This window comes from Buttiauxella massiliensis, from assembly GCF_902500225.1.
GTDB classification, from domain to species: Bacteria; Pseudomonadota; Gammaproteobacteria; order Enterobacterales; family Enterobacteriaceae; genus Buttiauxella; species Buttiauxella massiliensis.
On the sequence record NZ_LR722651.1, the window covers coordinates 155,062 to 179,965 of the forward strand.

Annotated in this window: 21 protein-coding genes and 2 pseudogenes; 10 read left to right on the plus strand and 13 right to left on the minus strand. The window is 49.6% G+C overall.

Annotated features, from left to right (window positions below; all coding sequences use genetic code 11):
- Positions 1 to 62 precede the first annotated feature (62 nt).
- From GC128_RS07310 to GC128_RS07325, 4 genes are all read left to right on the plus strand, one after another.
- Positions 63 to 671 carry a glutathione S-transferase gene (locus tag GC128_RS07310; RefSeq protein WP_151993752.1) on the plus strand — a complete coding sequence of 203 codons (609 nt, stop codon included), beginning with the start codon at positions 63 to 65 and terminating at the stop codon, positions 669 to 671.
- Positions 672 to 741: 70 nt separating this feature from the next.
- A complete protein-coding gene (gene selA, locus GC128_RS07315; RefSeq protein WP_151993753.1) occupies positions 742 to 2,130 on the plus strand; it encodes an L-seryl-tRNA(Sec) selenium transferase in 1,389 nt (462 codons plus the stop codon).
- Complete coding sequence (gene selB, locus GC128_RS07320) at positions 2,127 to 3,974, plus strand: selenocysteine-specific translation elongation factor (RefSeq protein ID WP_151993754.1); 1,848 nt, start codon at positions 2,127 to 2,129, stop codon at positions 3,972 to 3,974. Before selA ends, selB begins: the two co-directional genes overlap by 4 nt.
- Positions 3,975 to 4,164: 190 nt before the next feature.
- A complete protein-coding gene (locus GC128_RS07325; protein ID WP_151993755.1) occupies positions 4,165 to 5,244 on the plus strand; it encodes a type I restriction endonuclease in 1,080 nt (359 codons plus the stop codon).
- A 208-nt stretch (positions 5,245 to 5,452) separates the two neighbouring features.
- On the opposite strand, the gene exaC is transcribed toward GC128_RS07325, so the two are convergent.
- Complete coding sequence (gene exaC / locus GC128_RS07330; RefSeq protein ID WP_034460449.1) at positions 5,453 to 6,991, minus strand: acetaldehyde dehydrogenase ExaC; 1,539 nt, start codon at positions 6,989 to 6,991, stop codon at positions 5,453 to 5,455.
- 188 nt (positions 6,992 to 7,179) lie between these two features.
- Here exaC and GC128_RS07335 point away from each other — a divergent pair, with 188 nt between their 5' ends.
- The gene (locus tag GC128_RS07335) at positions 7,180 to 8,049 is read left to right on the plus strand and encodes an ROK family protein (protein WP_064514544.1); all 870 of its coding nucleotides are present in this window, start codon (positions 7,180 to 7,182) and stop codon (positions 8,047 to 8,049) included.
- A 179-nt stretch (positions 8,050 to 8,228) separates the two neighbouring features.
- On the opposite strand, the gene ompA is transcribed toward GC128_RS07335, so the two are convergent.
- Positions 8,229 to 9,275 carry a porin OmpA gene (ompA, locus tag GC128_RS07340; protein ID WP_151993756.1) on the minus strand — a complete coding sequence of 349 codons (1,047 nt, stop codon included), beginning with the start codon at positions 9,273 to 9,275 and terminating at the stop codon, positions 8,229 to 8,231.
- Between the two features lie 224 nt (positions 9,276 to 9,499).
- The gene (locus GC128_RS07345) at positions 9,500 to 10,129 is read right to left on the minus strand and encodes a helix-turn-helix domain-containing protein (RefSeq protein ID WP_151993757.1); all 630 of its coding nucleotides are present in this window, start codon (positions 10,127 to 10,129) and stop codon (positions 9,500 to 9,502) included.
- A gap of 258 nt (positions 10,130 to 10,387) precedes the next feature.
- Between GC128_RS07345 and GC128_RS07350 the strand changes: the two genes are divergently transcribed.
- Both GC128_RS07350 and GC128_RS07355 read left to right on the plus strand, forming a co-directional pair.
- Positions 10,388 to 10,732 carry a DUF3302 domain-containing protein gene (locus GC128_RS07350; RefSeq protein WP_151993758.1) on the plus strand — a complete coding sequence of 115 codons (345 nt, stop codon included), beginning with the start codon at positions 10,388 to 10,390 and terminating at the stop codon, positions 10,730 to 10,732.
- Between the two features lie 20 nt (positions 10,733 to 10,752).
- Positions 10,753 to 11,892 (plus strand): HlyD family secretion protein, encoded by a 1,140-nt coding sequence (locus tag GC128_RS07355; RefSeq protein ID WP_151993759.1) that lies wholly within the window; start codon positions 10,753 to 10,755, stop codon positions 11,890 to 11,892.
- A gap of 45 nt (positions 11,893 to 11,937) precedes the next feature.
- On the opposite strand, the pseudogene GC128_RS07360 reads toward GC128_RS07355, so the two are convergent.
- Together GC128_RS07360 and GC128_RS07365 are read right to left on the minus strand one after the other, a co-directional pair.
- A pseudogene (locus GC128_RS07360) lies at positions 11,938 to 13,800 on the minus strand (glycoside hydrolase family 127 protein); the annotation flags it as partial.
- A pseudogene (locus GC128_RS07365) lies at positions 13,790 to 14,197 on the minus strand (MFS transporter); the annotation flags it as partial. The pseudogenes GC128_RS07365 and GC128_RS07360, both read right to left, overlap by 11 nt.
- A gap of 240 nt (positions 14,198 to 14,437) precedes the next feature.
- On the opposite strand from GC128_RS07365, the gene GC128_RS07370 reads away from it, so the two are divergent.
- Positions 14,438 to 15,262 (plus strand): helix-turn-helix domain-containing protein, encoded by an 825-nt coding sequence (locus GC128_RS07370; protein WP_151993761.1) that lies wholly within the window; start codon positions 14,438 to 14,440, stop codon positions 15,260 to 15,262.
- Between the two features lie 87 nt (positions 15,263 to 15,349).
- Here GC128_RS07370 and wecA read toward each other — a convergent pair whose 3' ends face one another.
- On the minus strand, positions 15,350 to 16,450 hold the full coding sequence (gene wecA / locus GC128_RS07375) for a UDP-N-acetylglucosamine--undecaprenyl-phosphate N-acetylglucosaminephosphotransferase (RefSeq protein ID WP_151993762.1): 1,101 nt from the start codon (positions 16,448 to 16,450) through the stop codon (positions 15,350 to 15,352).
- 455 nt (positions 16,451 to 16,905) lie between these two features.
- Between wecA and GC128_RS07380 the strand changes: the two genes are divergently transcribed.
- Entirely contained in the window at positions 16,906 to 17,370 is a 465-nt protein-coding gene (locus GC128_RS07380) for an NUDIX hydrolase (protein WP_151993936.1), read from the plus strand.
- A 43-nt stretch (positions 17,371 to 17,413) separates the two neighbouring features.
- On the opposite strand, the gene yajD is transcribed toward GC128_RS07380, so the two are convergent.
- The 7 genes from yajD to hypA all read right to left on the minus strand — a co-directional run bounded on the left by yajD (position 17,414) and on the right by hypA (position 23,601).
- Positions 17,414 to 17,761: an HNH nuclease YajD gene (gene yajD, locus GC128_RS07385; RefSeq protein ID WP_034460453.1), complete on the minus strand. Its 348-nt coding sequence runs from the start codon at positions 17,759 to 17,761 to the stop codon at positions 17,414 to 17,416.
- 44 nt (positions 17,762 to 17,805) lie between these two features.
- Positions 17,806 to 19,890, minus strand: a complete 2,085-nt coding sequence (gene flhA, locus GC128_RS07390; protein WP_151993763.1) for a formate hydrogenlyase transcriptional activator FlhA — start codon at positions 19,888 to 19,890, stop codon at positions 17,806 to 17,808.
- Between the two features lie 116 nt (positions 19,891 to 20,006).
- Positions 20,007 to 21,017 (minus strand): hydrogenase expression/formation protein HypE, encoded by a 1,011-nt coding sequence (hypE, locus tag GC128_RS07395; protein WP_151993764.1) that lies wholly within the window; start codon positions 21,015 to 21,017, stop codon positions 20,007 to 20,009.
- Positions 21,014 to 22,135, minus strand: coding sequence for a hydrogenase formation protein HypD (gene hypD, locus GC128_RS07400; protein ID WP_151993937.1), 1,122 nt, complete (start codon positions 22,133 to 22,135; stop codon positions 21,014 to 21,016). Before hypD ends, hypE begins: the two co-directional genes overlap by 4 nt.
- Positions 22,135 to 22,395, minus strand: coding sequence for a HypC/HybG/HupF family hydrogenase formation chaperone (locus tag GC128_RS07405; RefSeq protein WP_034460456.1), 261 nt, complete (start codon positions 22,393 to 22,395; stop codon positions 22,135 to 22,137). Before GC128_RS07405 ends, hypD begins: the two co-directional genes overlap by 1 nt.
- Positions 22,386 to 23,249, minus strand: coding sequence for a hydrogenase nickel incorporation protein HypB (hypB, locus tag GC128_RS07410; protein ID WP_151993765.1), 864 nt, complete (start codon positions 23,247 to 23,249; stop codon positions 22,386 to 22,388). Before hypB ends, GC128_RS07405 begins: the two co-directional genes overlap by 10 nt.
- The gene (hypA, locus tag GC128_RS07415; protein WP_034460458.1) at positions 23,242 to 23,601 is read right to left on the minus strand and encodes a hydrogenase maturation nickel metallochaperone HypA; all 360 of its coding nucleotides are present in this window, start codon (positions 23,599 to 23,601) and stop codon (positions 23,242 to 23,244) included. Before hypA ends, hypB begins: the two co-directional genes overlap by 8 nt.
- Positions 23,602 to 24,411: 810 nt before the next feature.
- Here hypA and hycA point away from each other — a divergent pair.
- Entirely contained in the window at positions 24,412 to 24,867 is a 456-nt protein-coding gene (gene hycA, locus GC128_RS07420; RefSeq protein WP_151993766.1) for a formate hydrogenlyase regulator HycA, read from the plus strand.
- Positions 24,868 to 24,904 lie beyond the last annotated feature (37 nt).

Genomic DNA, 24,904 nt, shown 5'->3' on the forward strand with positions numbered 1-24,904 from the left:
GCACTACCTTTTAGTTCATCCTGATCCATACTTAACTTTTGTCGATTAAAATGGACGATGTAATGAAACTTATCGGTAATTACACCAGCCCGTATGTGCGCAAAATTTCAGTTATCCTGCTGGAAAAGGGCATCACGTTTGAGTTTGTAAACGACAACCCGTGGATATCAGAAAGCACCACATCACAATACAACCCGCTCGGCAAAGTCCCGGCGCTGGTCACCGGCGATGGGCAATACTGGTTCGATTCACCGGTAATTGCCGAATATCTTGAGCTGTTGGATATTGCCCCAGCACTAATCCCACGCGATCCATTAGCTGCACTGCAGATGCGCCAGATAGAAGCGCTGGCCGATGGCATTATGGACGCGGCTCTGGTTTCAGTACGCGAACGCCAGCGCCCGCCGGAGCAGCAATCTGAAACGGAACTGCTACGCCAACGTGAAAAAATAAGCCGTAGCCTGACTCTGCTCGAACAGTACGTCGCAGATAAAAAACTGGATGCGGAAAGCCTAAGCGTCGCGACCATTGCGGTGGCATGCGCTGTGGGCTACCTCAATTTCCGTCGCGTTTCGCCAGGCTGGTGTGTCGACCGCCCACATTTAGTCAAACTGGTGGAGAAACTTTTCGAACGGGAAAGTTTTGCACGTACTGAACCGCCAACAGCATGATCTCCCGCCATGACAGGGGGGCAACTCCCCCTGTAAACTATCGCAATATTTCACCATTCTGCGGCTTGCTATGACTACCCATCGCACCTTGTACAGCCAACTTCCAGCAATCGATAAACTGTTACGTGACGCCTCATTCAGCACTTTGCTGCACCATTTCGGCCACACTCAGGTGGTGAACACCTTACGAGAGATGCTTGAGGTGGCACGGGAACACATTCGTACTCAGGAGATCCTGCCGCCCTGGAACAGCGATTGGGCAGCTCATGCGCAGCTTCAGCTTGAGTCAGGCCAGCGCAGCGCCCTATTACCAGTATTTAACCTGACCGGCACGGTATTGCATACCAACCTGGGTCGCGCATTGCAGGCAGAAGCCGCAATTGAGGCTGTGACTCAGGCAATGCGCTACCCCGTAACACTGGAATATGATTTACATGGTGCAGAGCGCGGACACCGTGACAGAGCATTGGCAGGCCTGCTTTGCGAACTGACCGGTGCGGAAGACGCCTGTATCGTTAATAACAACGCGGCAGCCGTATTGCTGATGCTGGCGGCATGTGCCAGCGGCGAAGAGGTTGTAGTTTCACGTGGCGAGCTGGTGGAAATCGGCGGTGCATTCCGTATTCCCGATGTGATGCGCCAGGCGGGCTGCCAACTTGTGGAAGTTGGTACGACAAACCGCACGCATTTGAAAGATTACCGCCAGGCGGCGAATGAAAATACGGCGCTATTGATGAAAGTCCACACCAGCAATTACCAGGTTGCGGGCTTTACTAAAGCGGTCGATGAAGCAGAACTGGTAGCACTCGGTAATGAGCTAAATATCCCTGTTGTTACTGATTTAGGTAGCGGTTCGCTGGTCGACTTAACTCAGTGGGGATTGCCAGAAGAGCCTATGCCGCAACAGTTGATCGCCGCAGGCGTAAGCCTTGTGAGTTTCTCTGGTGATAAACTGCTCGGCGGCCCGCAAGCGGGCATTATCGTCGGCAAAAAAGATCTTATCGCCCGCATTCAAAGCCACCCGCTTAAACGCGCATTACGCGCCGATAAAATGACGCTGGCTGCACTCGAAGCGACGCTGCGCCTTTATCAACACCCGGAAACATTGGTCGAACGATTGCCGACGCTGCGTTTGCTAACCCGTAACGCCAGTGAAATCACACAGCTTGCACAACGCCTGTTGCCATCCCTTGAAGCCAAATATGGCAAGCAATTTACCGTTTGCGTAGAACCATGTTTATCGCAAATTGGCAGCGGCTCACTACCGGTGGATCGTTTGCCAAGTGCCGCGCTAACGTTCACACCAAAAGATGGGCGTGGCGCAACACTTGCCGCGCTCACACAAGCCCTGCGGGAACGACCAAAACCGATTATTGGCCGCATCAGCGATGGGCGCTTATGGCTGGATTTACGTGGCCTTGAAGATGAAGCTGGTTTCATGGAGAACCTGAACCCATGATTATTGCTACCGCCGGGCATGTTGACCACGGCAAAACCACCCTGCTGCAAGCCTTAACTGGCGTGAATGCTGACCGTCTGCCCGAAGAGAAAAAGCGCGGCATGACTATCGACCTGGGCTATGCATACTGGCCACAACCCGATGGCCGCATTCCCGGTTTTATTGATGTGCCAGGCCATGAAAAATTCCTCGCCAATATGCTGGCAGGCGTGGGGGGTATCGACCACGCGCTGTTAGTTGTCGCCTGCGATGATGGCGTGATGGCGCAAACTCGCGAACATCTCGCAATCTTGCAATTAACCGGCAAACCGTCACTAACCGTGGCCTTGACCAAAGCCGATCGGGTGAGTGATGCGCGAATCGATGAAGTACGCGAAGCGGTGCTGGAAACACTCAGTGAATTTGGCTGGCAAGAGGCTGCTTTGTTTGTCACAGCAGCCACCAGCGGCACAGGAATTGATGAGCTACGCACACATCTACTCGCTCTGCCGGAACGTGCACACCCTCGCCAGCATCGTTTCCGTCTCGCTATTGATCGTGCTTTTACCGTCAAAGGTGCCGGTCTGGTCGTGACCGGAACCGCATTAAGTGGCGAAGTAAAAATTGGTGACACACTATGGTTAACCGGTGCTGATAAACCGATGCGTGTCCGCGGTTTGCATGCCCAAAATAGTAAAACCGACACCGCTTTTGCCGGGCAACGCATAGCTGTCAACATTAGCGGCGATGCGGAAAAACTGGATATCAAACGTGGTGACTGGCTGCTGGCGGAACATCCCCTTCAGCCAGTTGAGCGCGTGATCGTTCAACTGCAAAGCCATGCACAGTTGCAACAATGGCAGCCGCTGCATATCCACCATGCAGCAAGTCATGTCACCGGGCGCATTTCTCTGCTAGAAGATGATCTCGCCGAACTGGTTCTGGATACGCCGTTATGGCTTGCAGACAATGACCGCCTGGTTCTGCGTGATATATCCGCTCGCGTCACACTTGCAGGAGCGCGCGCCATTCTTCTGCATGCCCCACGCCGCGGTAAACGCCAGCCTGCATTCCTCGCGTGGTTACAACAGCTTAAACAGGCAGAAAATGACCAGCAGGCGCTCGATATCCATCTACAGCGAAGCGCCGTTACGCTGACTGATTTCGCCTGGGCGCGGCAACTGACCTCTCAGGGCTTGCAAGATTTGCTAAACAGAACCGATTTTCTGCGCGCGGGCAATAGCCTGCTTAGCGAGGAAATGGCCGCACGCTGGAAGCAAAAACTACTCGATACCCTGGAGCGCTATCACCAACAGCATGACGACCAACCCGGTCCTGGCCGCGAGCGTCTGCGTCGCATGGCTTTACCAAGTGAAGATGAGCCACTGGTTTTGGCATTGATTGAAAAAATGCGCCAGGAAGGATTACTCGCAAGCCGACAAGGCTGGCTGCATCTGCCCCATCACAAACCGGGCTTTTCCGCAGAGCAGTTGGCAGTCTGGGAGAAAATTGATGCACTATTTGGTGATGACCCTTGGTGGGTACGCGATCTGGCTCGGGAAACACAACAAGATGAACAAGTAGTACGTCAGCTACTGCGTTTTGCCGCGCAACTTGGGCTGGTGACTGCGATCTTAAAAGATCGTTATTACCGTAACGATCGGATTCAAACCTTTGCTAATTTGATCCGTGAGCTGGATCAAACGCAAGGAGCCACCAGCGCTGCGGATTTCCGAGATAGTCTCGGCGTGGGTCGCAAACTGGCGGTGCAAATTCTCGAATACTTTGACCGAATTGGTTTTACCCGCCGCCGAGGGAATGATCATTTACTGCGTGATAAGGCGTTGTTTATGGTTGAGAAGTAATTATCTCCTATAAAACCTCTCATTACACACTGAGAGGTTTTTTTTCGCACCGCGGAAAAGGTAAGTATGAAACAAATACAATTAAAAATTACCTAAACACCTAATCACATTGAACTTTCTGACGCACTTCAAGTTTTTTTTCCTCAATATAAAGGAGTATCGATCTATTCCCCCCTATGAGGTTTACGCCATGGATTTTATGGAAAAGTTAAATACGCTTTCGGCAAAAATTAAGCAGCAGGCCGCTGCAATCCAAACAGAAGAAGCAACAAAAACCGCGTTTGTGATGCCATTTATCCATAACGTTTTAGGATACGATGTCTTTGATCCAACTGAGGTTGTTCCAGAGTTCATCTGCGATGTAGGGACGAAAAAGGGTGAGAAAATAGATTATGCGATTTGCAAAAATGGCGAAGTACAAATCCTGATTGAATGTAAAAAAATTGGTGATGCTCTTAATCTAAATCACGCTTCACAGTTATTCAGATATTTTCACGTTACGAATGCTCGTATATCGATACTAACAAATGGTCAGGTTTATAAGTTCTTCACCGATCTTGACTCACCCAATAAGATGGATGAAAAACCTTTCCTTGAGTTTGATTTATTAGATATTGATGAATATGTATTACCGGAGTTACGCAAGCTAACAAAATCCGCATTTGATGTTGAATCCATTATCAATGCCGCAGGCGAACTGAAATATGTCAGCCAAATTAAGAAATTAATTAGTGCGCAATTCACAGCCCCAGATGAGGATTTCGTAAAATTCTTCGCATCACGAGTCTATGACGGAATTATTACGCAAAAAGTTCGGGATTCGTTTACTGAGTTAACCCGAAAAGCAGCGAGTCAGTTCCTTAATGATCAAATTAATGAAAGATTGAAATCGGCAATGAGCGGTGTACAAGTTCCAGCTATCAACTCAGAAGCCTCAACAGAACCTGATTCAGATACCCATGAATCGACTGAAGAAAGTGAAATCCAGACCACCATTGATGAACTTGAGGGCTATCACATCGTGAAAGCGATTGTGCGGACGGTGGTCGATGCAGGCCGAGTGAGTCAACGAGATACGAAAAGCTACTTTGGTATTCTGCTCGATGATAATAATCGCAAACCTATATGCCGTTTACATTTTAATCGTGCGCAAAAATATATTGGCATATTTGATGAGGACAAAACTGAAACAAGACATCCCATTTCCTCGCTGGATGAAATCTACAATCATGCCGAAATATTGAAATCCACGGCATGCTTGTACGACTAGGTTTGTCTGTAATACGGAATTTTTAAAACGAACCATATGAGCTAGCTGGAACGCTCCATAAGTCGGATAAGCGAAGCGTCATCCGACAGTTTCCGCAAAAATGGTGGATGACGCTAGCGCTTATCCACCCTACAAAAACAAAGGCTTATGAAACCGAGTAGGCCGGATAAGCGAAGCGTCATCCGGCAAAACCCGATTACTGAGCCACTCAGAACAACCCTAACGGCTTATCCGAGTAACTCACCAGCAGGCACTTGGTCTGCTGATAATGGTCCAGCATCATTTTATGGGTTTCCCGCCCGATACCGGATTGTTTGTAGCCCCCAAATGCCGCATGCGCTGGATAAGCGTGATAACAGTTAGTCCACACGCGCCCCGCCTGAATGCCACGGCCCATTTTGTACGCCAGATTACCGTTACGACTCCAGACACCAGCCCCGAGGCCATATTCAGTATCGTTCGCCAGCTCCAGTGCTTCTTCTACAGTTTTGAAGGTTGTCACGGCGAGCACCGGCCCGAAGATCTCTTCCTGGAAAACGCGCATATTATTTTTGCCGAACAGAATGGTTGGCTCGAGGTAATAACCCGCTTTCAGGTCACCCTCCAATGCTTTGCGGCGCCCACCAGTCAGGACATCAGCCCCTTCTTTTTTGCCGATATCGATGTAGTTCAGAATGGTTTCCATCTGCCCTTGTGACACCTGCGCCCCCATTTGGGTACGTGAGTCCAGAGGGTTACCACTGCGGATAGATTCCACACGGCGAATCGCACGCTCCATAAAGCGTTCATAGATGGATTCCTGCACCAACGCGCGGCTCGGGCAGGTACACACTTCGCCCTGGTTGAAGGCGAACAGCGCAAAACCTTCCAGTGCCTTGTCGAAAAATGCGTCCTCTTCGTCCATCACATCAGCAAAGAAAATATTTGGGGATTTACCACCCAACTCCAGCGTGACCGGGATAATGTTTTGAGTCGCATACTGCATTATCTGCTGGCCCACTTCAGTCGAGCCGGTAAAAGCAACTTTGGCGATACGTTTGGAGGTTGCCAGATATTCACCGATTTCACCGCCAGCACCGTTCACTACGTTGATGACACCCGGCGGTAGCAAATCTCCCACCAACTCCATCAACAGCAGAACCGACAGCGGCGTTAAACGCGCAGGTTTGAGCACGATGCAGTTGCCCGCCGCCAGCGCCGGAGCCATTTTCCAGCTCGCCATCAGCAGCGGGAAGTTCCACGGAATAATTTGTGCTACGACACCCAGCGGTTCATGGAAGTGATACGCCACAGTATCGCCATCAACTTCGCTGATCCCGCCTTCCTGAGCGCGAATACAGGACGCAAAATAGCGGAAATGGTCGATAGCCAAAGGCACGTCGGCACCGCTGGTTTCACGGATTGGTTTGCCATTATCCCAGGTCTCAGCCGCCGCCAGCAGCTCAATATTCTGCTCCATGCGATCGGCTATTTTTAGCAGAATATTGGCACGTTCCTGAACTGACATACCGCCCCAGCCTGCTTTTGCCTCATGCGCTGCATCTAACGCTAAATCAATATCGCCTTTGCTGGAGCTGGCTATCTCGCATAGAGGTTGCCCAGTAACTGGGGTAAGGTTTTCGTAGTATTTTCCCTCGACAGGAGCGACCCACTGGCCGCCAATGAAATTGTCGTAACGAGGTTTAAGCTTGAGCGGGAAACCATACTCGCCCGGGATAATTCGGGTATCGGGAGGATTATTTGTCATGTGAATCTCCTTGTCGTTTGCACTCTCAAGCGTAGTCGCCAGCGGTGAATTCTTCGCCAATGTTTGAGCGCTTTACGACACAGGTCACGGATTGGTTTTTCGCTGATTAAGAGTAATCAGCCTGCAGGTTATTGGTTTTGATACATACTTAAAGTTTACCTTTTCCCGTTTCGCTACAAGGATCGCTCATGCGCCTGTTTATTAGTTTCGATGTGGGCGGCACCCACGTTAAGCATGGTTTGTTCACTGAAGAGGGGGAGGTGCTGATCGCTGAAGAGTATGACACTCACTATGACCGCCAGCAGTTTCTGGATGCCTGGCAAAGTGTGGTGGCGGGCTATCGGCAGCATAATGAAATTGCCGGGATTGCCATCAGTTTTCCCGGTTATATCAACCCTCATACCGGCAATGTCCCCAAAGCGGGGGCACTTGAGTTTCTTGACGGCTGCAATTTGCTGGAGATTTTTGGCGAACTGACAGACCTGCCCATTACAGTTGAAAATGATGCTAACTGTGCAGCCCTCGGTGAGATGTGGTTGGGTGCGGGCAATGAATATGATTCGCTGGTCTGCGTGACGATTGGTACCGGCATTGGCGGTGGCATTATCGTAAACCGAGAACTTATGCGCGGTTCGCACTTCCGGGCCGGTGAATTTGGCGTATTGCCGGTAGGAAAATATGGCGAGGATATGCATCAGTTGGCGTCAGCCAAAGGGTTGATGGATGCATGCCGTCGCGAGATGAATATCCCGGCAGATGAGAAAATTCGCGGTCAGGATATTTTTGCCCGAGCTGAAACAGATCTGCATATTCAGGGTGTTATCGACAACTGGGTGAAATACCTGGCGCGTGGGATTTATAGCGTTGTGTCACTATTTGATCCTCAAGCGATTTTGCTGGGCGGCGGCGTCAGTACTCAGCCTATGCTCTACCCGATGCTGGAACGTCACCTGGAAGGGTTTAAGTTCTGGGATGTGCTACAAGTGCCGATTCGCCCCTGCAAGCTGGGGAATAAGGCGGGTATGCTTGGCGCGGTTTGGCTGGCAAAACAGAAATAAAAAAAGCCCGACGAATTTGTCGGGCAACGGACGATTAATGAAATATTTCTTATATACCTCTCATACTTCGTGCCACACAGGAAAAATGCGCTTACATGCTTCCAGGGAGTGGCACGAAATAATTAAGGTAACTTCTTTCTGCACTTTCGGGATGAATTCACGTTCTCAGGGGTGAATACTTACTGTTCACCTGCAATCTCAACCACAACACGGCGGTCTGGAGCCAGGCAATCAATCAGTTGTGACTTAGGCATACCGTCTGCACAGGTGTTGCCGGTCACGGAATCACTTTCACCACGGCCTTCGGCTCGCACATTTTGAGCAGGCAAACCTTGCGCTATTAGTGCATCAACAACCGCTTGTGCACGCTGAGCAGAAAGCTGCTGATTGTATTGCTCTGAACCCAGACGATCGCTGTAGCCAACAACTGTTGTTGAGCTGTTTTTCGCAGCTTGCATATCCGGGCTGTTATACAGCTGCTGGATTGCCGCATGGCCTTCTGAAGTCAGTTCTGCGGAGTTAAAGCCGAACAGCACGTCAGATTTCAGATTGAATTTTTTCACCTCAGGAGCCGCTGGCGCAGGTTCCACAACCGGTGCGATCACTGCGTCATCATGCTGGCCGAAGCGATAAACAACACCGGCTGATACAGAGCTTACATCGCTGCTGAGACCAATCTGGTTGGAGTTTCCGACGTTGCTCACCCATTGGTATTCCAGACGGCCCGCCCAGTTTTTGGTGAAGGCATATTCGGTACCGATTGCAGCCAACGGGCGCACGCCAGTTTCAAAATTGCTATGACCTGCGTTGTTAACTTCTGCGCGGTAACCCATCGCACCAGCACGGCCATAAATATCCCAGTTATCAGTCAAGCCGTAGCTCGCTTTCAGAGAAAGTTGCAGGCCCTGGCTTTCCATTTTTCCGCCAGCAACACCGTTATTACCGTTGATACCCATGTTGCCCAGGTAGTCGTATCCACCTTCAACCGCTAACCATGGAAGAACCTGATAACCTGCAAATACGCCGCCGCTAACGTTGTCTTTGTCGAAATCGAAGTCAGTTGCGTTGCTCACGTTATCGTTGAAATCTTTGTTGCCGCTGGCATCAAAATAATGCGACCAGCCCATTTTAGCGCCGCCGTACCAGGTATTCGCGTCTGCCGCAGCAAATACGTTAGAAACTGCGCAAGCGTTCAGCACGATTAAAGCTACAAGAGTCTTTTTCATATATTCCCTAACATATCCCATTTCTGAGCAAACGACCCAGAATTAAAAAGCCATAAGTTTGTCGACACGGATAATAGAGGGAGAGTTCACAGATTTGAAATTATAATAAGTTTATTTTTAAATTTTTTCTTATCAAGAAGAACAATTACCAGGCACCATCACATAATGGCTTCTGGTAATTGACATAAAATGCTAAAATCACATTTTAAGTATTCTTGCTTGCGTCAAATTTTATCTGGCAATTCATTCATCTGTAATAAATAACCGCCTCTTTTGAGCTCGAGATGATTCGTTGCCTTTAAAGCAAACAGGACATTAAGAACACTGCTGCGTGATAAATGTGTTCTTTCTTGTATATATTCAAGAACTGAAACACGCATTCTCGTCTCCAATGGCAACTGAATAATTTCCTGAAGATGGTTGCAAATAACTGAATAGGTACGCTGCTGAACCACCAAATCATCTCGATAAAAGAGATAACTATTAAAGTAAGCTAATGTAATAGATACGTCACGCCACAGATTTTGTTGGTCGAATATTTCCATGGCTTTTTTAGCACTGACGCGCAATATCGTTGAATCAGTATCGACGCGCAGAATATGGCAGCGCAGGGTTTGCAGTGATTCAGCCAGACCAAACAAATGCGGATCGTATGCACCGGCGATCACCAGCCCATCGGTAGCGCGCAACACCGACAACTCACCTTGGATAAACAGATAGAGCTGCGCTTCGCCTTTATATTCCCAATGCAATCTTTTACGAGGCACGACTTTCATTTCTGTGCTGAAAGGCTTCAATGCTTCAAGCAAACGCCCAATGGATTCATCCGGTCTGACGGGTGCAGATAACGGCATAATTTTTCCTCGGTGAATGAGTTCTTTATGATTATAGGCATCATGCCAGAAGTTTAAAATTAAATAAAAGCCGTATTGAGCAAGATACTTTACCAGGGCATCATCGCAAATGTAACAATTGAATATCCAGAAACAATTTATACTTAGTTGAAATAATAACATACGTCATTTAAATTTAAATTTAATTAAATATCCACTCGCAAAATTAACATCTCCCCTCTACCTTTTCCGGTTCCCATCTCACCGGAAATTACTCTTATGTTCTTAGATTATTTCGCACTGGGCTTATTATGCTTTGCCGCTCTAGTCGTGTTTTACGGAATAATTGTCATTCACGATATTCCCTACGAAATCGCCGTTGAGCGCAACCATCCTCATCAAGACGCTATTCACGCTGCCGGATGGGTCAGCCTGTTAACGCTGCATGTGTTATGGCCTTTTATCTGGATTTGGGCAATGTTGTACCGTGAAGACCGTGGTTGGGGATTTCGCGCCAAAGAAAATGACAACATGGTACAACTGCAAACCCGCCTCGCTTTGCTTGAAAAAAAACTCGCCGCTCATAGTGCCAATAGCCCGAAAGGCTTGCCCCATTCAGACTAATTAAATGACCAGGAAATATCGTGGAATTATTACTGATCCTTATTTACGCTGCCATTTGTATTTGTATATTCAAACTATTCAAAATACCCCTGAATAAATGGTCAGTACCAACCGCAATATTAGGTGGGGTTATTCTGCTGAGTGGTTTAGTCCTGACGATGAATTACAACCATCCGTACACTGAACGCGCGCAGATGCTGACCGTGACGGTGCCGATTATTCCTGAAGTCCAGGGTACGGTCATTGCAGTCACCCCTAACACCAATAAGATGCTGAAAAAAGGTGATTTTCTTTTCAGTATCGACCCCACGCCTTACCAGTCAAAAGTCGATGTGATTAAAGGCGAAATTGAAACCGCACAGCAAAATGTTGAAGTGCTCAAGGCCCGACTTGCCGCGCAAAACGCCGATATCGAACAGTACAAAGCTAATCGTGACCTGGCGTTAAAAGACGCCAACCGCTACCGCGAAGGCAGCCGCGACCGCATGAAAAGCCCGTTTACCGATCAGGAAGTGGTGACGGCGCAAGAAAACTATCTTGCGACTCAGGCACAATGGCGTTCAGCACAATCGAAACGCGACCAAACCAAAGCACAGTTGGCCGCTCTGGTCGGGGGCGAAAACGCTACGGTATATAAGCTCAAATCCGGCCTGAAAGAGGCGCAATATAACCTCGACAGAACCACCGTTCGCGCTCCAGACGCGGGTTACGTCACGCAGGTTTTACTCAAACCGGGCATGTTCTTGCGCCCGCTGCCGCTGCGCCCGGCAATGGTATTTGTACCACAGCAAAAAACCGATATTTATGCGGCATTCCGCCAAAATTCAGCACTGCGTTTACACGCAGGCGACAAAGCCGAAGTGGTGTTTAACGGAATTCCTGGCAAAGTTTTTCCAGGCACGGTGAAGCAGATTTTGCCGGTGGTTGCCAACAGTAGCTTCCAGGCACAGGGATTCTTGCAGGGATTGAGTCAAAATCCGGGGCTGGATGGTATTTATGCTGACATTTCCTTAGACCCTAACCCTGAGATTAAAGCGCTACCGAAAGGCACAACCGCCCAGGTGGCGGTGTACACCGACCACGTTGAGCACTTGTCGATTCTGCGCAAAATCCTGCTGCGCATGACGAGCTGGACGCATTATCTCTATCTTGATCACTAACCGATCAATGGGATCTCTGATTGCAGAGATCCCAACGATCCTGCTTTACTCGCCGTTCACCCAAATGCGCATTTCCCCTTCCCCACGGTTCGCCCAACTAAACCACGGAATAAAGGTCAGCTTTTTGGCCTCGGCTTTTACTGGCGATTTATCATAGTGATACAACGCCTGTTGATCGGCTTGCTCGCAAGATTTACGCTCGCCATCCGCCTGAATCAGCACTTTGTGGGCGAAAATCCCTTTGCCTTCAATCAGGCTGAACGTGCTCTCTTTCGGCAAATAAAGGTTATGCAATTCCGCGCCGTTATCCGCTTCTTCAAGGCAATAAACCAGCGGCCCGCGTTGTACTGCCACTTTCCCGGCCACGTGGCGCAGCAGCGGGTTGCCGTAAACACGGCGCACCGGCATCGGTAACGTCAGACTGATGCGGTCGCCCTCCTGCCATTCACGGTTAAGATGCAGATAACCTTTGCGAATGTCCCCTTCACAGCTTTCGCCATTCAGCAAAACCTGCGGGTTTTCGCACCAGTCCGGTAAACGCAATGCAATCGTATGTTGCAGCGCGTGCGGCGAGGTCACGGTGATCTCGACTTGTTCGTCCCACGGGTAATTGCCACTGACTTTCAGGCGCAGTTCTTTATCGCCCACCGGTACCGCCATTTCGTTGCCGACATACAGATGCACATACAAAGCGCCTGGCTGCGGCGTGTAAATGTAATGGCCTAGCGAAGTCAGCACACGCGCGATATTTGGCGGGCAACAGGCGCAGCCAAACCAGCGCTGGCGAACCGGTTTGACGTGGTCGTAAATATGGTTAAACGCCAGGGTTTTCGGGTGAACTTCCAACGGATTGACATAGAAGAAATGCTTGCCGTCCAGCGCCATTCCGCCGAGCACCGTGTTGTAGAGCGCGCGTTCCATCACGTCAGCAAAACGGCTGTCGGCTTCCATTTGCAACATGCGACGGGCGTACATCATCAGGCCAATTGAGGCGCAGCTTTCGGCGTACACCGTGTCATTCGGCAGATCGTAATCAGAGCTAAACGCTTCGCCGCTGCTTTGCGAGCCAATGCCGCCGGTGATGTACATCTGGCGCTGCACCATGTTGTCCCACAGACGCAGGCAGGTCTGGCGTTTCTCTTCATCTTTATGCAGCCGCGCCAGGTGCGCCACGCCGGCCATCAGGTAAACAAAACGCACAGCGTGACCGATGGCTGTTTGCTGCAACGCCAGCGGCTCGTGCGCCTGACTGTAGGCTTTGTCTTTCACCATCCACGCCGTGCCGTGAATATTCCAGTGCGAGGTACGCCCACGTTTTTCATATTCGATATCGTAGAAATGCGGCTGTGCTCCACGTTCTTCAACAAAGTAATTCACCAGATTCAGATAACACGGGTTGTCGGTGACTTCATATAAACGCATCAGCGCCAGTTCGATTTCCGGGTGGCCTGGATAACCGTGAAGCTGGTTCTCGCCGGGGCCAAACACGCCATCGATATGGTCAGCAATACGGCAAACCACATCTAACAGGCGGCGCTTTCCGGTGGCCTGGAAGAACGCCACGCCCGCTTCAATCATGTGCCCGGCGCAGTAAAGTTCGTGGCATTCCGCGAGGTTCGTCCAGCGCAGTTCTGGCGCTTTAACGGTGAAATAAGTATTCAGATAACCGTCTGCACACTGCGCCGCTTCCACCAGTTCGATGACTTCATCGGCGGTTTTTTCCAGTTCCGCATCTGGCTTCTGGCACAGCGACCACGCCACCGCTTCCAGCCATTTCGCCACGTCGCTGTCCTGGAAAACCATGCCGTAAAACTCGCCGTCTTTGCGCCCCGCCGCGATTTCAAAGTTTTCGATGGCGTGGCTTGGATCAGCCTCGGTAATGCGGTCGTTCAGCGCATCCCACTGAAAGAAGGAGATAAGTGCCGAACGCCCAGAGGATTTTCATATTGGCACTGAGATCCGGTACCGTGAACGTCAGCACGCCGATTACGCCGATAGGCACTGCGACCCACAATTGCCATGGGCGAAAACGCCCAAAGCGGCTCTGGGTTCGGTCAGCAAGAATCCCCATTAACGGATCGGAAATAGCGTCAAAGACACGTAAAGCGATAAATAGCGTCCCGACAATAGCTGGAGTTAAACCGAATACATCGGTATAGAAAAAGGTCAGGAAGTTCATGATAAGACAGGTTATTACCGTCCCGCCTGCGTCACCTAATCCGTAGCCTATTTTCTCGCGAACAGATAACCTGTCATTTAAATCGGAGATAACAATATCAGTCTTATTTATAGGGGTAGAGGTCATGATTTACGCCTCGCATTATCGGGTTAAATACCTGGATTTGTTATTTTTGTATTTGCAAAGTACCCGAGTAATTTTGCACTCAATCTTAATACCAACAAGGCGATGGAAAAGTATAAAAAGGTGATAATTCCGACCTATCAATAAAACTGTGAAGGAGATCGCCAAATACTGTCAGTAATTCCACCACTGGGTTTATTTTATCTACACCACATCAGGAACATGAACCAGGTGACTTTATAATTGATTGATTTAAAAATATCTTTACCCATATCAGTGCAAAACGGCGGTCTATTCATTTCACGTGGTGTAGGGAGCCACCCACAACGAGAACTGGACTCATGGGAGATGATTTTTGTTGAAAAAGGGACACTTACGATCCTAGAGAATGATACGCTATTTAGCGTTAAGGCAGGAGAAAGCTTATTACTTTGCCCACACCGAAAACATGTCGGGGTAGGTATTTTTCCGGCTGATTTGAAATTCTACTGGCTACACTTTGAACTCAATTCACAATGCAGCACAAAATCAGACTTTCCAGAATCGTTAATATCGTTGCCACAACATGGGAAAGTCCATAATCCACAATATGTTATTTCTTTATTTCGCCAGTTTTTAAGCGAGCAAGAAGCCATTAACCGCAGCGGTGCTCTGGAATTAATTTTATTGCTGATCATGCAACAACTATCCGTAGCCGCGAATGATAACCCTCAGCCAGATAATAGCGGAGTTGCATTAGCGTACAAAGCACAGCAGCTCATTCGTACGCAGTTTCATCTGCCGATTTCCACCTCCACACTCGCCGACAAGTTACATTGCAATGCAGACTATCTCGGCCGTGTTTATCGCCAGACGTTCCAGTTAACCATTACCGAAGCCATTCACCGCCAGCGTGTACTAAGTGCAGAGAAAATGCTGATTACTGACTCCTGCTCTCTCAGTGAGGTCGCCGAACGTTGCGGATTCCATGATGCGGGGTATTTCAGGAAAGTGTTTCGTAAAGCGATGGGATTGACACCAGCAGCATGGAAGCGACGTTACTGTAAGGTGCATATTAATTCGGATTGAGCGTAAATGCTGATAAAGACCGCTCCCTGGTCTAAAAGAACAAAACCCAGAATGACTGGGCTTTGTTCCTGGACTCAATGGGGATTATCAGTTAGCTGTTGGTACATCGGCACTAGCAGCGGCGTTATACTGCCGGCCAATTTTTGCTCTCAAATCTGGATTACGTTTTTGGAGCTTATTATTTACCACCAAATAACCGGTAAATAAGCCGAGGAACACAACCAGAGAGAACCACTCCGCAACACCAATTTTGGAAAGCACAATCCCGAAACCAGCAAATATTGCCGTGAGTAGAGTCATGACTAGCACAGTCTGGCGAGCCGTTAAGCCACTACGCATTAAAATATGATGTAAATGATCGCGGTCAGGATGGAAAGGGCTATGTCCACGGCGAATGCGACGTACCATGATAGTCACCATATCCATCAGTGGCAGAGCTATTACCCACAGAGCCGTAACGGGAGCCATCACAGCTTCGCCACCCTGGCTTCCTAGTATCACCAGCCAGAGCATCGTAAAACCAATCACCATACTTCCAGCATCACCCATAAATACTTTGAAGCGTTTATTCCCGATTAACCCCATGTTGAGCATTAAATAAGGGATTAAGGCAACAATCATCAAGAAACACCACATGGCGCGCAAATGAGCACCCGCCAGCAGGAAGACCACCATCAAAGCTGCAAAGGTTGCACTCGCAACGGAGCCGAGTAGACCATCTACGCCATCAACCATATTAAAAGCATTGATTGCAGCCCAGGTTGCAAAAAGCGTCACCAGATAACCGACTGGGCCGAGTACGAGTTCGTACCCACCCAACACATGGCCAAGTGTCTGAAGGTATAGACCATCAACCATAATCACAACTGCGGACAATGCCTGGATAAACACGCGTGGTATCACAGGCAAGTCAAAACGATCATCGGCAATACCGACAAGCAGCAGTAGCGAGATGCTCACTAAGTAGGGAATAAAATGTGTTTCTGTGTGTGGTAGAACTTCAGGCCAAAAGAGGAAAAAAATCACTATGGCACAGTAGAAAGATATCCCACCGACTAATGGAATTTCTCCTTTGTGTTGCTTACGCCCACCGGGCTTGTCAACCAGACCACACTTCAAGGCGAGCTTACGAGCGATAAGGAGGGCGGTCATCGCTGTTAAGAACATAATGATAACTTCGATACTCATGGCAAGACCTTATTTCTTTTTAGCAAAATTGCCCCTATGGAGAATGTAGTAATTTCCACAAAGTATTAGAGAAATTCATTAGATGTGTAGGACTGGTACGATAGCCACACATTTTATTAACATAGGATAAATACGAAAGTAGCGCCATTATATTACGTCTAAATTTTCAGGTCAAAATCATAATTCCTGAAAGGCATTAGCCTGAAATATGTTTAGCTACGTTACTATTTTTCTTGTTATTTTATATTTTTCAAATAAAACAACACGTTAAAAGCAACCTCTTTATTGCTCATTGTTTTCCCAAATTACCCATATATTAATTTTTTAAAACCATCAAATAATTAACGCAGCTTTTTCTTGTGTTTTTTTCTTCATGCTCGTCAATATATCTTAATTATAATGGAAAACTTTAAATCTCTAGCCGTGACCTGGAGTTCCGGGACAAAAAAATGAAGATTCGTACTCGCCCCTCTTCTCGCTTGCTCATCATCAACAATAGCGGCGCGGTGCTGTTATTTCGCTTTTCTCATCGTGATGATGCACTGGAAGGAAAGGTTTATTGGGCAACGCCCGGAGGCGGCCTTGAACCCGGTGAATCATTTGAACAAGCAGCCATTCGCGAGCTACACGAAGAAACTGGACTCGTAAGGCTTGAGTGCGGGCCATCTGTCGCACAACGCACATTCATGATGCAACTACCGAGTGGTGAAACCGTACAGGCTGATGAGCGCTTTTATGTCATCAATGCTTCTGAAAGTGAGCTTTCGCAGGCGGGTTGGAGTGAAAACGAAAAACGGGTGATAAGTCAGCAGAAATGGTGGACGCAATCAGAGTTGCTAGAGACTGGCGAGGTGATATTCCCTGAGGGACTGAATACGATTTTGGCAGAAATAGTAGATGATGAAGAATCAGAGAGTTAAAAATATAAAAGGTGGGCCACAGTAAAGTTTGCCCACCTGATAACTACTTCTTCTTATTGAGCATCGACTTTAAATCTGCAAACGGATTGTAGGTCGCTTCACCCACGTCTTTCTGTGCATCTTCGCCCGCGACTACGGTTGTGCCGTATTGGTCAGCTTCGGTGTACTTTGAATGCTCATGATCGTGGCAATACAGACACAGAAGTTCCCAGTTACTGCCATCTTCCGGGTTATTGGTGTGATCATGATCGATATGGTGAACCGTCAGCTCGCGCAAGTTTGAATACACAAACTCACGCGAACAACGCCCGCATACCCACGGATAAATTTTTAACGCTTTCTCACGATAGCCGCTTTCCAGCCGCGTATAGTTTTTTGGGATCAGTGCCATGGACGTTAATTACCTGCTTAAAAGTGTAGGGCTATAGAAAGAGTTTAAACCCCCTCTTTATCAATCCCCAAACGTTTCATACGTGAAAGCAACGTCGTGCGTTTTAATCCCAATCGCTGTGCCGCACCACGTGGGCCTGCTACTACACCGTTGGTTTCTTTCAACACACGCAAAATTCGCTGCGCTTCATCTTCACCTTCACGAAACTCTTCACTTGCCACCATCTGCGTCGGTTTTTCTTCAGGTTGACGATATTCCATCTCAGGCAAAGAAAGATGCAGCACATTGCCACGAGTTAATAGCACCGCACGTTCAATCACATTTTCCAGTTCACGCACATTCCCCGGCCAGTCCATACGGCTGAGCGCGCGCAAGGTTTCGGCCGGAATACTGTCAATATTACGGTTCATGCGATGGGCGATTTTGAAGGTGAAAGATTTCACCAACAGCGGAATATCTTCCGGGCGCTCACGTAGTGGTGGCAACATAATCGGGAACACATTCAGGCGATAATAGAGATCGCTTCGGAATTCACGCTCACTCACCATCTCTTTCAGATTGCGATTGGTGGCGGCAATCAGGCGTACATCGACCTGCTGAACTTTGTTGCTGCCGAGGCGTTCAAATTCCTGCTCCTGTAGCACGCGCAGAAGCTTAGGCTGTAACTCCAGCGGCATATCGCCAACTTCATCAAGGAACAGCGAGCTTTTATCTGCCAGTTCAAAACGCCCGATACGCTGAGTGTTTGCACCGGTAAATGCGCCGCGCTCATGACCAAACAAATCGCTTTCCAGTAAACCAGCTGGCATCGCCGCACAGTTAATTTTCACCATACGACGGCTGTTGCGTTCGCTTAGATTGTGAATTGCTCGAGCAATCAGCTCTTTACCCGTACCTGTTTCTCCTAGAATCAACACGGTACTGTCGCTTTTCGCTACCATCTCGACTTGTTTAAGCACATTCGACATCACGTCGCTGCGGCCAATAATCTCACCAAAATCACTGGCGACATTATTGATTTGCTCGGTGAGATAGAGGTTCTCGTCGACCAGGTTTTCTTTCAGACGATTGATTTCCTGATATGCCAGCGCGTTATCTACTGCAATAGCAATACGTTCGGCAATCTGGCGCATCAGCTTGAGGTTTTGCGGAGTAAAGATGCCCGCTTCACATTGCGCCAGCTTCAGCACACCCACAATGTTATTGCCAAAGGTGAGAGGCAGCAGGCAAAGCGTCTGAATTTGATTGCCCCACATTTCAAACAACATGCGCTCATATGGCGCGAGCTGGTCACCGTGATGCAGATTCAATAGCAGCATTTCACCGCTTTTGAATACCCGTTCAGAAAGTGTCCCCCCTAAAGCGACATCACTCTGATCGTGGATCGGCGACTGCTCTTTCACGAAATGGGTGGAATAGACAGTAAGCCGATCTTTGCGGTTTCCGCGCAGCACAATACTTATCGAGTCTATCGAGAAATAGTGGTGAATCTCGTTGGCGATCTCGCTTATCAGTTCATCAAGATCGAGCTTAGAAAGTACCGCGTTTGTCACTGCCACCAGGATACGGAAATCGTCACGTTCGCGGCACAGTTGTTGGTAACCAAGGTTTGAGTCGATACGGTTTTGGATTTGTTCCACAGCCAGAGCCACAACATGGGCCAGGGTATGCATGCGGTTGAGTTCTTTATCTGTCCAGGCAATGTCGTTGTCGCGAATAAATTCGCAGCCGCCAAAGATTTTCCCTTCTGCGGCCAGCGGCAACAGACAGTAACGACCAAAGGGGGCGTACAGTTCAAGGTTCATCACCTGTGGCCAAGTGTCATTGAACTCTTCCTGAGTACAAATCAACGCCTCCGGGCGCGAAAGCACACGCCGCACCGGCCCATTGGCCAGCACCATTTCATCTTCGTAATGCAGTTCTTTGCCGTGTTTGTCCATGCCATAGAAGGCCACACGCTGATGTAGCGGATGATAAAGCAGAATATTCACTCTGTTCGCCAGCGCACCTTGCTTTGCCAGTTGGGTCAGGCAATTGGCAAGTGCCGGGAGATCAGGTTGCTGCAACAGGGTACGCGTAATATCAAATAGGCCCTGCTGCCCGAGATCGCTCATCGGTGTGTATGGCATTTTGCTTATCCAAAAAAGAGACCCGGTGAGTTACCGGGTAGGGAATATATTGATCATACAAATAGCGCTCGACGCTTTAGTGTAGCCAGGGCGGCACACAGCGCACTTGGCTTAGGTCAACAAATGCGTGGCAGCGGCTCTGAATGCGGCAAGTCTAATGTCCGTTTTACACCATATAGCCCGGCAACACGTACACCTTTACGTTCAACAACATCACCAATAATTGCCGCATCCTGACCTAAAGGATGAGCACGCAGTGCCGTAAGTACCGCGTCAGCAGCTTCACGCTCTACTGCGATAACCAGTTTACCTTCGTTGGCAAAATTAAGCGCATCGAGGCCAAGCAACTCACAAACACCACGCACCGCCGGGTTCAATGGCAGCTGACTTTCAGCCACTTCCATTCCACAACCACACGACGCTGCAAACTCATGCAATACAGCATTCACGCCGCCGCGCGTCGCGTCACGCAACGCTTTAACGCCGGGAATATTCAACAGTGGCGCGATTAGAGGTGCCAGCACCGCACAGTCACTGATCAGCGCACCTTCCAGACCCAGCGATTCTCGCAGATTTAGGATAGTCGCTCCGTGGTCACCCAGAGTTCCACTGACGATCAGCACATCACCCACGCCGATCTGTTGCGTGCCCCAGTTCAAACCTACGGGAATTGCGCCAATCCCAGCCGTATTGATAAACAGCTTATCTGCCGCTCCACGCTGTACAACTTTGGTATCACCAGTAACCACCGCGATACCGGCCGCTTTTGCGGTTGCAGCCATGCTGGTGACCACACTTTCGAGCGTTTCAAGCGGCAAGCCTTCTTCAAGGATAAACCCGCAGGATAACCAGCGTGGGGTTGCACCGCTGACAGCAACATCGTTCGCCGTCCCACAAATGGCTAACTTGCCGATATCACCACCGGGGAAAAACAGCGGATCGATAACATAGCTGTCGGTTGAAAATGCCAGGCGATCTCCACTCGCAGTGAGTTCAGCCAGCGGTAAACGCGCCTGATCCTCTTGCTCTGCAAGCCAGGGATTATCAAACGCCTGCATAAACAAGTCAGCTACCAATTTTTGCATTGCCTGGCCGCCGCTGCCGTGGGCCAATTCAATAGTTTTCATGCTTCACTCTCCTGGCTGCGATATTGATACCAGGCAGCACATGCCCCTTCAGATGACACCATCAGCGCGCCAAAGGCATTTTGTGGATTACAGGTTTTACCAAACATCGGACATTGATGCGGTTTACAGCGCCCGGTGAGCACATCGCCACAACGGGCAAGCGGGTCGTCGTAAACCTGCTGCGGAGCGGGTTTGAAATGATCTTCCGCATCAAACTGACGATACTCGTCAGTCAGTTGAACGCCGGAATCACTAATCGTGCCAAGCCCACGCCATTCGGCATCACCACGTACGGTAAAGACGTCTGCAATAGCTTCCTGCGCAAGGCTATTACCGGCATCCGGCACCACACGTTTGTATTGGTTTTCCACTTTGCTGTTTTGATGGATTTTTTGCTCAACCAACATCACCACACCTTGCAGCAAATCCAATGGTTCAAAACCAGCAACCACTAGCGGGCGCTGATGCTCGGTGGCAATAAAGTCATAGGCTTCGGTGCCAATCACCATGCTGACATGGCCGGGAGCCAGGAAAGCATCAATGCCGTTATCGGGCTGCTCCAACAAACTACGCAGCGTGGGAATAAGCGTAATGTGCTGGCAGAAAAAGTAGAAATTATTGATGCCCTGCGCTTTCGCTTGTTTGAGCGTAATCGCGGTGGTCGGCATCGTGGTTTCAAAACCAAGGCCGAAAAATACCACTTTGCGGTCCGGGTTCTGGCTCGCAATCGCGAGGGCGTCCATTGGCGAGTAAACCACGCGCACATCTGCGCCACGTGCTTTCGCCTGCATCAGCGAACCGTTTTTACCCGGCACACGCATGGCGTCGCCAAAGGTACAAAAAATCACTTTCGGATGGCTGGCGATTTCAATACACGCATCAATGCGCCCCATCGGTAACACACACACCGGGCAACCCGGTCCGTGGATAAACTCAATATTTTCTGGCAGCAGTTGGTCGAGGCCAAACTTAAAGATAGCGTGAGTATGGCCGCCACAGACTTCCATAATGCGTAGAGGACGCTCGGCGGTGTAAGTCAGTTTTGGGGCGCGTTCACGCAGCACATCAATAAGCTGCATGACTTTTTCCGGCGCACGGTATTCGTCAACGAAGTGCATCATCCGCGTTCTTCCCCAAACAGCAGACCACCAACATCGGGTTCCACTTCAAACATGTTTTGCAGGGCATCTAAGGTGTCGCGAGCTTCTGCTTCATCAATAATCGCCATTGCAAAACCAACATGAACCAGCACCCACTGGCCGATTTGCGCATCGCCCACCAGCATCAGGTTTACATCGCGTTTGATACCACACACATCTACCTTGGCGCTGCCGTCTGGTAGTTTTTCAACAATCTGGCCCGGAATGCCTATGCACATCGTTGCGTCTCCAGCCAATTGAGCCACTCATCCATACCTTCGCCGCTGGTCGCAGAAACCAACAAGATTTCAATATTCGGATTCACCTGGCGAGCGTAGTCGAGACACTTCTCAACATCGAACTGCAAATACGGCAGCAGGTCGATTTTATTGAGCAGCATTAAGGAAGAAGCGGCAAACATATGCGGATACTTAAGCGGTTTGTCTTCGCCTTCGGTCACTGAAAGCACCGCTACTTTGTGGCGTTCGCCAAGATCAAAACTCGCCGGGCACACCAGGTTGCCAACGTTTTCGATAAACAGAATCCCGTTACGCTCAAGCGGCAACCGCTGCATGGCATCACGAATCATCTGCGCGTCGAGATGGCAGCCTTTACCGGTATTCACCTGAATGGCTGGCGTACCAGTAGCACGAATGCGTTCGGCATCGTTCACGGTTTGCTGATCGCCTTCAATCACGGCACAAGGCACATTCCCGTGCAGGCGCTTCAGGCTTTCCGTCAGCAAAGTGGTTTTGCCAGAGCCAGGGCTTGAAACCAGGTTCAGTACCAGCTGTTGCTGTTTAGCAAACTGCTCACGGTTATAAACAGCGAGCTGGTTGTTTTTATCCAGCACGTTAAGTTCGATTTCCAGCATACGGCGCTGGGTCATGCCCGGCGCATGGGTGCCTGCGGCACCGTGGCCATAATGCAGGTCGCCTTGTTCGTCTGCCGTTGGGGCAAATTTAACGCCGGTGATTTGCATTGTTGCTCGCGCAGCTGGCGCGAAAGGTGCACTACGGAAACCAGAGTGCGGATTGCGCTCGTCGCCTTCTATATACAAGTTGCCTTCAGCGCAACCACAAGTACTACACATGATTCGTCTCCTCCACTTCCAGACGCTTAATCTGCACGCCATCGTCTGCCACTACGCGTAAATTGCTGCCTTCGCACAACGGGCAGCGCCGTACCAGTTGGGTTAACAAGGTGATGTGTTGCTGACAGTCGTAGCACCAGCATTCCGCTTCTTGTTGATGAATATGAAGCTGGCAGCCTTCAGCTAATGTGTCGCGGCACACTAATTCGAAACAGAACTCCAGCGCGCTTTGCTCAACGCATGAGAAAGCGCCTACTTCAAGCCAAACACCAGTGACGCGGGTGGCGCCGTGTTGGCGGGCTTGAGCTTCGATGAGTTCCAGTGCGCGTTGGCAGAGGGTGATTTCGTGCATATTGCCTCCGGGGATGTCTGCTGGAGGTAATGCAAGGATGATGCCAGGAATTATACGCTTGCCGTTGAGGTGGGTTAATTAGGTATGGTTGTGTTCCGTTCACCCGGACGTTATTCGATCCCTGGTATATCTGCGAACGGTGAACGTCCCAGGAGGATTACGACATCCCCCTGGGGACCCCGTCGCCCGGTTTCAAATTGCCGCTGCGCGGTAAACCCCAGCTTATCCCCAACGTTCAGGGTCGTTCGCGACTCGCTCCCGGCGATCGCTCTCTTTCGCTGCTCCCGGCAGCTCAACCCTGACTTATGGGGAACACTGGGGCAATTTATACCGGGAACAAGGTCAAAACCGGCTCGGTGTCGTCTTTAGGTTTTGACCTTGACCTTGGGTTCCGGCTTCAATCGCCTCCGTTTTGACTCCAGGTGGCCGGGTCCAGCCGTCGGGAACGGCTGGAGGGCGCGATCGCCGGGAGCGAATCGCAACCGACCCGGACACGGAGGCAAAATGGAGGTTTACCGCTTGCGGCGATTGACTTGCCGGACGCCTGGATTATCAAGGGGTTGACGTTAACCCCTTGATACGTTCACCGTTCACTAATCTATGTGGGAGCGGATAACTTTCGGGTGAACGGAAAACAACGAGGCTGGCATATCCCATGGCGACATTCCCCCGTCAAACATGACGAAATGACATGTCATCCCTGTGCCTATTTGTATCCTATTAATACAAAACCCAATAATTTCAGCAAAATACAACATTGGCACGAAACGTGCTCTGTAGACGCAACAGCAAAAACAGAGTGATTTAATAATGAACATTTGGGAACTGAGCGAAAAAGCCGAATACATTGCCGACAAGCACCAGCGCTTGCTCACGCAATGGCAACATTACTGCAATAGCTTGATTCAGGGCATCACCCTTTCTAAAGCGAAACTACATCACGCCGTAGGGTGCAATCCTGATGATTCCCTGCGCTTCTTCTTATTTGACCATTTCGTCATTCACGTGCGCCTCGCCGAAGGCTTCAACAGCCACACCATCGAGTACTACGTTGAGAAGCGTAACGGTGAAGATAGAGTGTTGATTGCTAAAGCAATCCTTGATGACGAAGGCCGCGTAGACAACAGCATCAGTAACCGTAACCGTGAAAGTGTTCTCGAGCATTACCTCGAAAAAATTCATCCGGTATACGAAAGCCTGTACAGCGCCGTTCACACCGATACTCCGGTATCGATGGGGCAGCTACAACAAAACGCTCAGGCCTGATAGCCATGTTGGGTGTCGAAAACTGTCGAAACGACAG

What these genes read in the sequence shown, in the direction of transcription:
- hypE (WP_151993764.1), bottom strand. Translation starts at nt 21,017, where the DNA reads ATGAAAACTATTGAATTGGCCCACGGCAGCGGCGGCCAGGCAATGCAA.
- hypB (WP_151993765.1), bottom strand. Translation starts at nt 23,249, where the DNA reads ATGTGTAGTACTTGTGGTTGCGCTGAAGGCAACTTGTATATAGAAGGC.
- wecA (WP_151993762.1), bottom strand. Translation starts at nt 16,450, where the DNA reads ATGAGTATCGAAGTTATCATTATGTTCTTAACAGCGATGACCGCCCTC.
- selA (WP_151993753.1), top strand. Translation starts at nt 742, where the DNA reads ATGACTACCCATCGCACCTTGTACAGCCAACTTCCAGCAATCGATAAA.
- hypA (WP_034460458.1), bottom strand. Translation starts at nt 23,601, where the DNA reads ATGCACGAAATCACCCTCTGCCAACGCGCACTGGAACTCATCGAAGCT.
- flhA (WP_151993763.1), bottom strand. Translation starts at nt 19,890, where the DNA reads ATGCCATACACACCGATGAGCGATCTCGGGCAGCAGGGCCTATTTGAT.
- yajD (WP_034460453.1), bottom strand. Translation starts at nt 17,761, where the DNA reads ATGGCACTGATCCCAAAAAACTATACGCGGCTGGAAAGCGGCTATCGT.
- GC128_RS07335 (WP_064514544.1), top strand. Translation starts at nt 7,180, where the DNA reads ATGCGCCTGTTTATTAGTTTCGATGTGGGCGGCACCCACGTTAAGCAT.
- GC128_RS07345 (WP_151993757.1), bottom strand. Translation starts at nt 10,129, where the DNA reads ATGCCGTTATCTGCACCCGTCAGACCGGATGAATCCATTGGGCGTTTG.
- GC128_RS07405 (WP_034460456.1), bottom strand. Translation starts at nt 22,395, where the DNA reads ATGTGCATAGGCATTCCGGGCCAGATTGTTGAAAAACTACCAGACGGC.
- ompA (WP_151993756.1), bottom strand. Translation starts at nt 9,275, where the DNA reads ATGAAAAAGACTCTTGTAGCTTTAATCGTGCTGAACGCTTGCGCAGTT.
- GC128_RS07310 (WP_151993752.1), top strand. Translation starts at nt 63, where the DNA reads ATGAAACTTATCGGTAATTACACCAGCCCGTATGTGCGCAAAATTTCA.
- exaC (WP_034460449.1), bottom strand. Translation starts at nt 6,991, where the DNA reads ATGACAAATAATCCTCCCGATACCCGAATTATCCCGGGCGAGTATGGT.
- GC128_RS07350 (WP_151993758.1), top strand. Translation starts at nt 10,388, where the DNA reads ATGTTCTTAGATTATTTCGCACTGGGCTTATTATGCTTTGCCGCTCTA.
- GC128_RS07325 (WP_151993755.1), top strand. Translation starts at nt 4,165, where the DNA reads ATGGATTTTATGGAAAAGTTAAATACGCTTTCGGCAAAAATTAAGCAG.
- hypD (WP_151993937.1), bottom strand. Translation starts at nt 22,135, where the DNA reads ATGCACTTCGTTGACGAATACCGTGCGCCGGAAAAAGTCATGCAGCTT.
- hycA (WP_151993766.1), top strand. Translation starts at nt 24,412, where the DNA reads ATGAACATTTGGGAACTGAGCGAAAAAGCCGAATACATTGCCGACAAG.
- selB (WP_151993754.1), top strand. Translation starts at nt 2,127, where the DNA reads ATGATTATTGCTACCGCCGGGCATGTTGACCACGGCAAAACCACCCTG.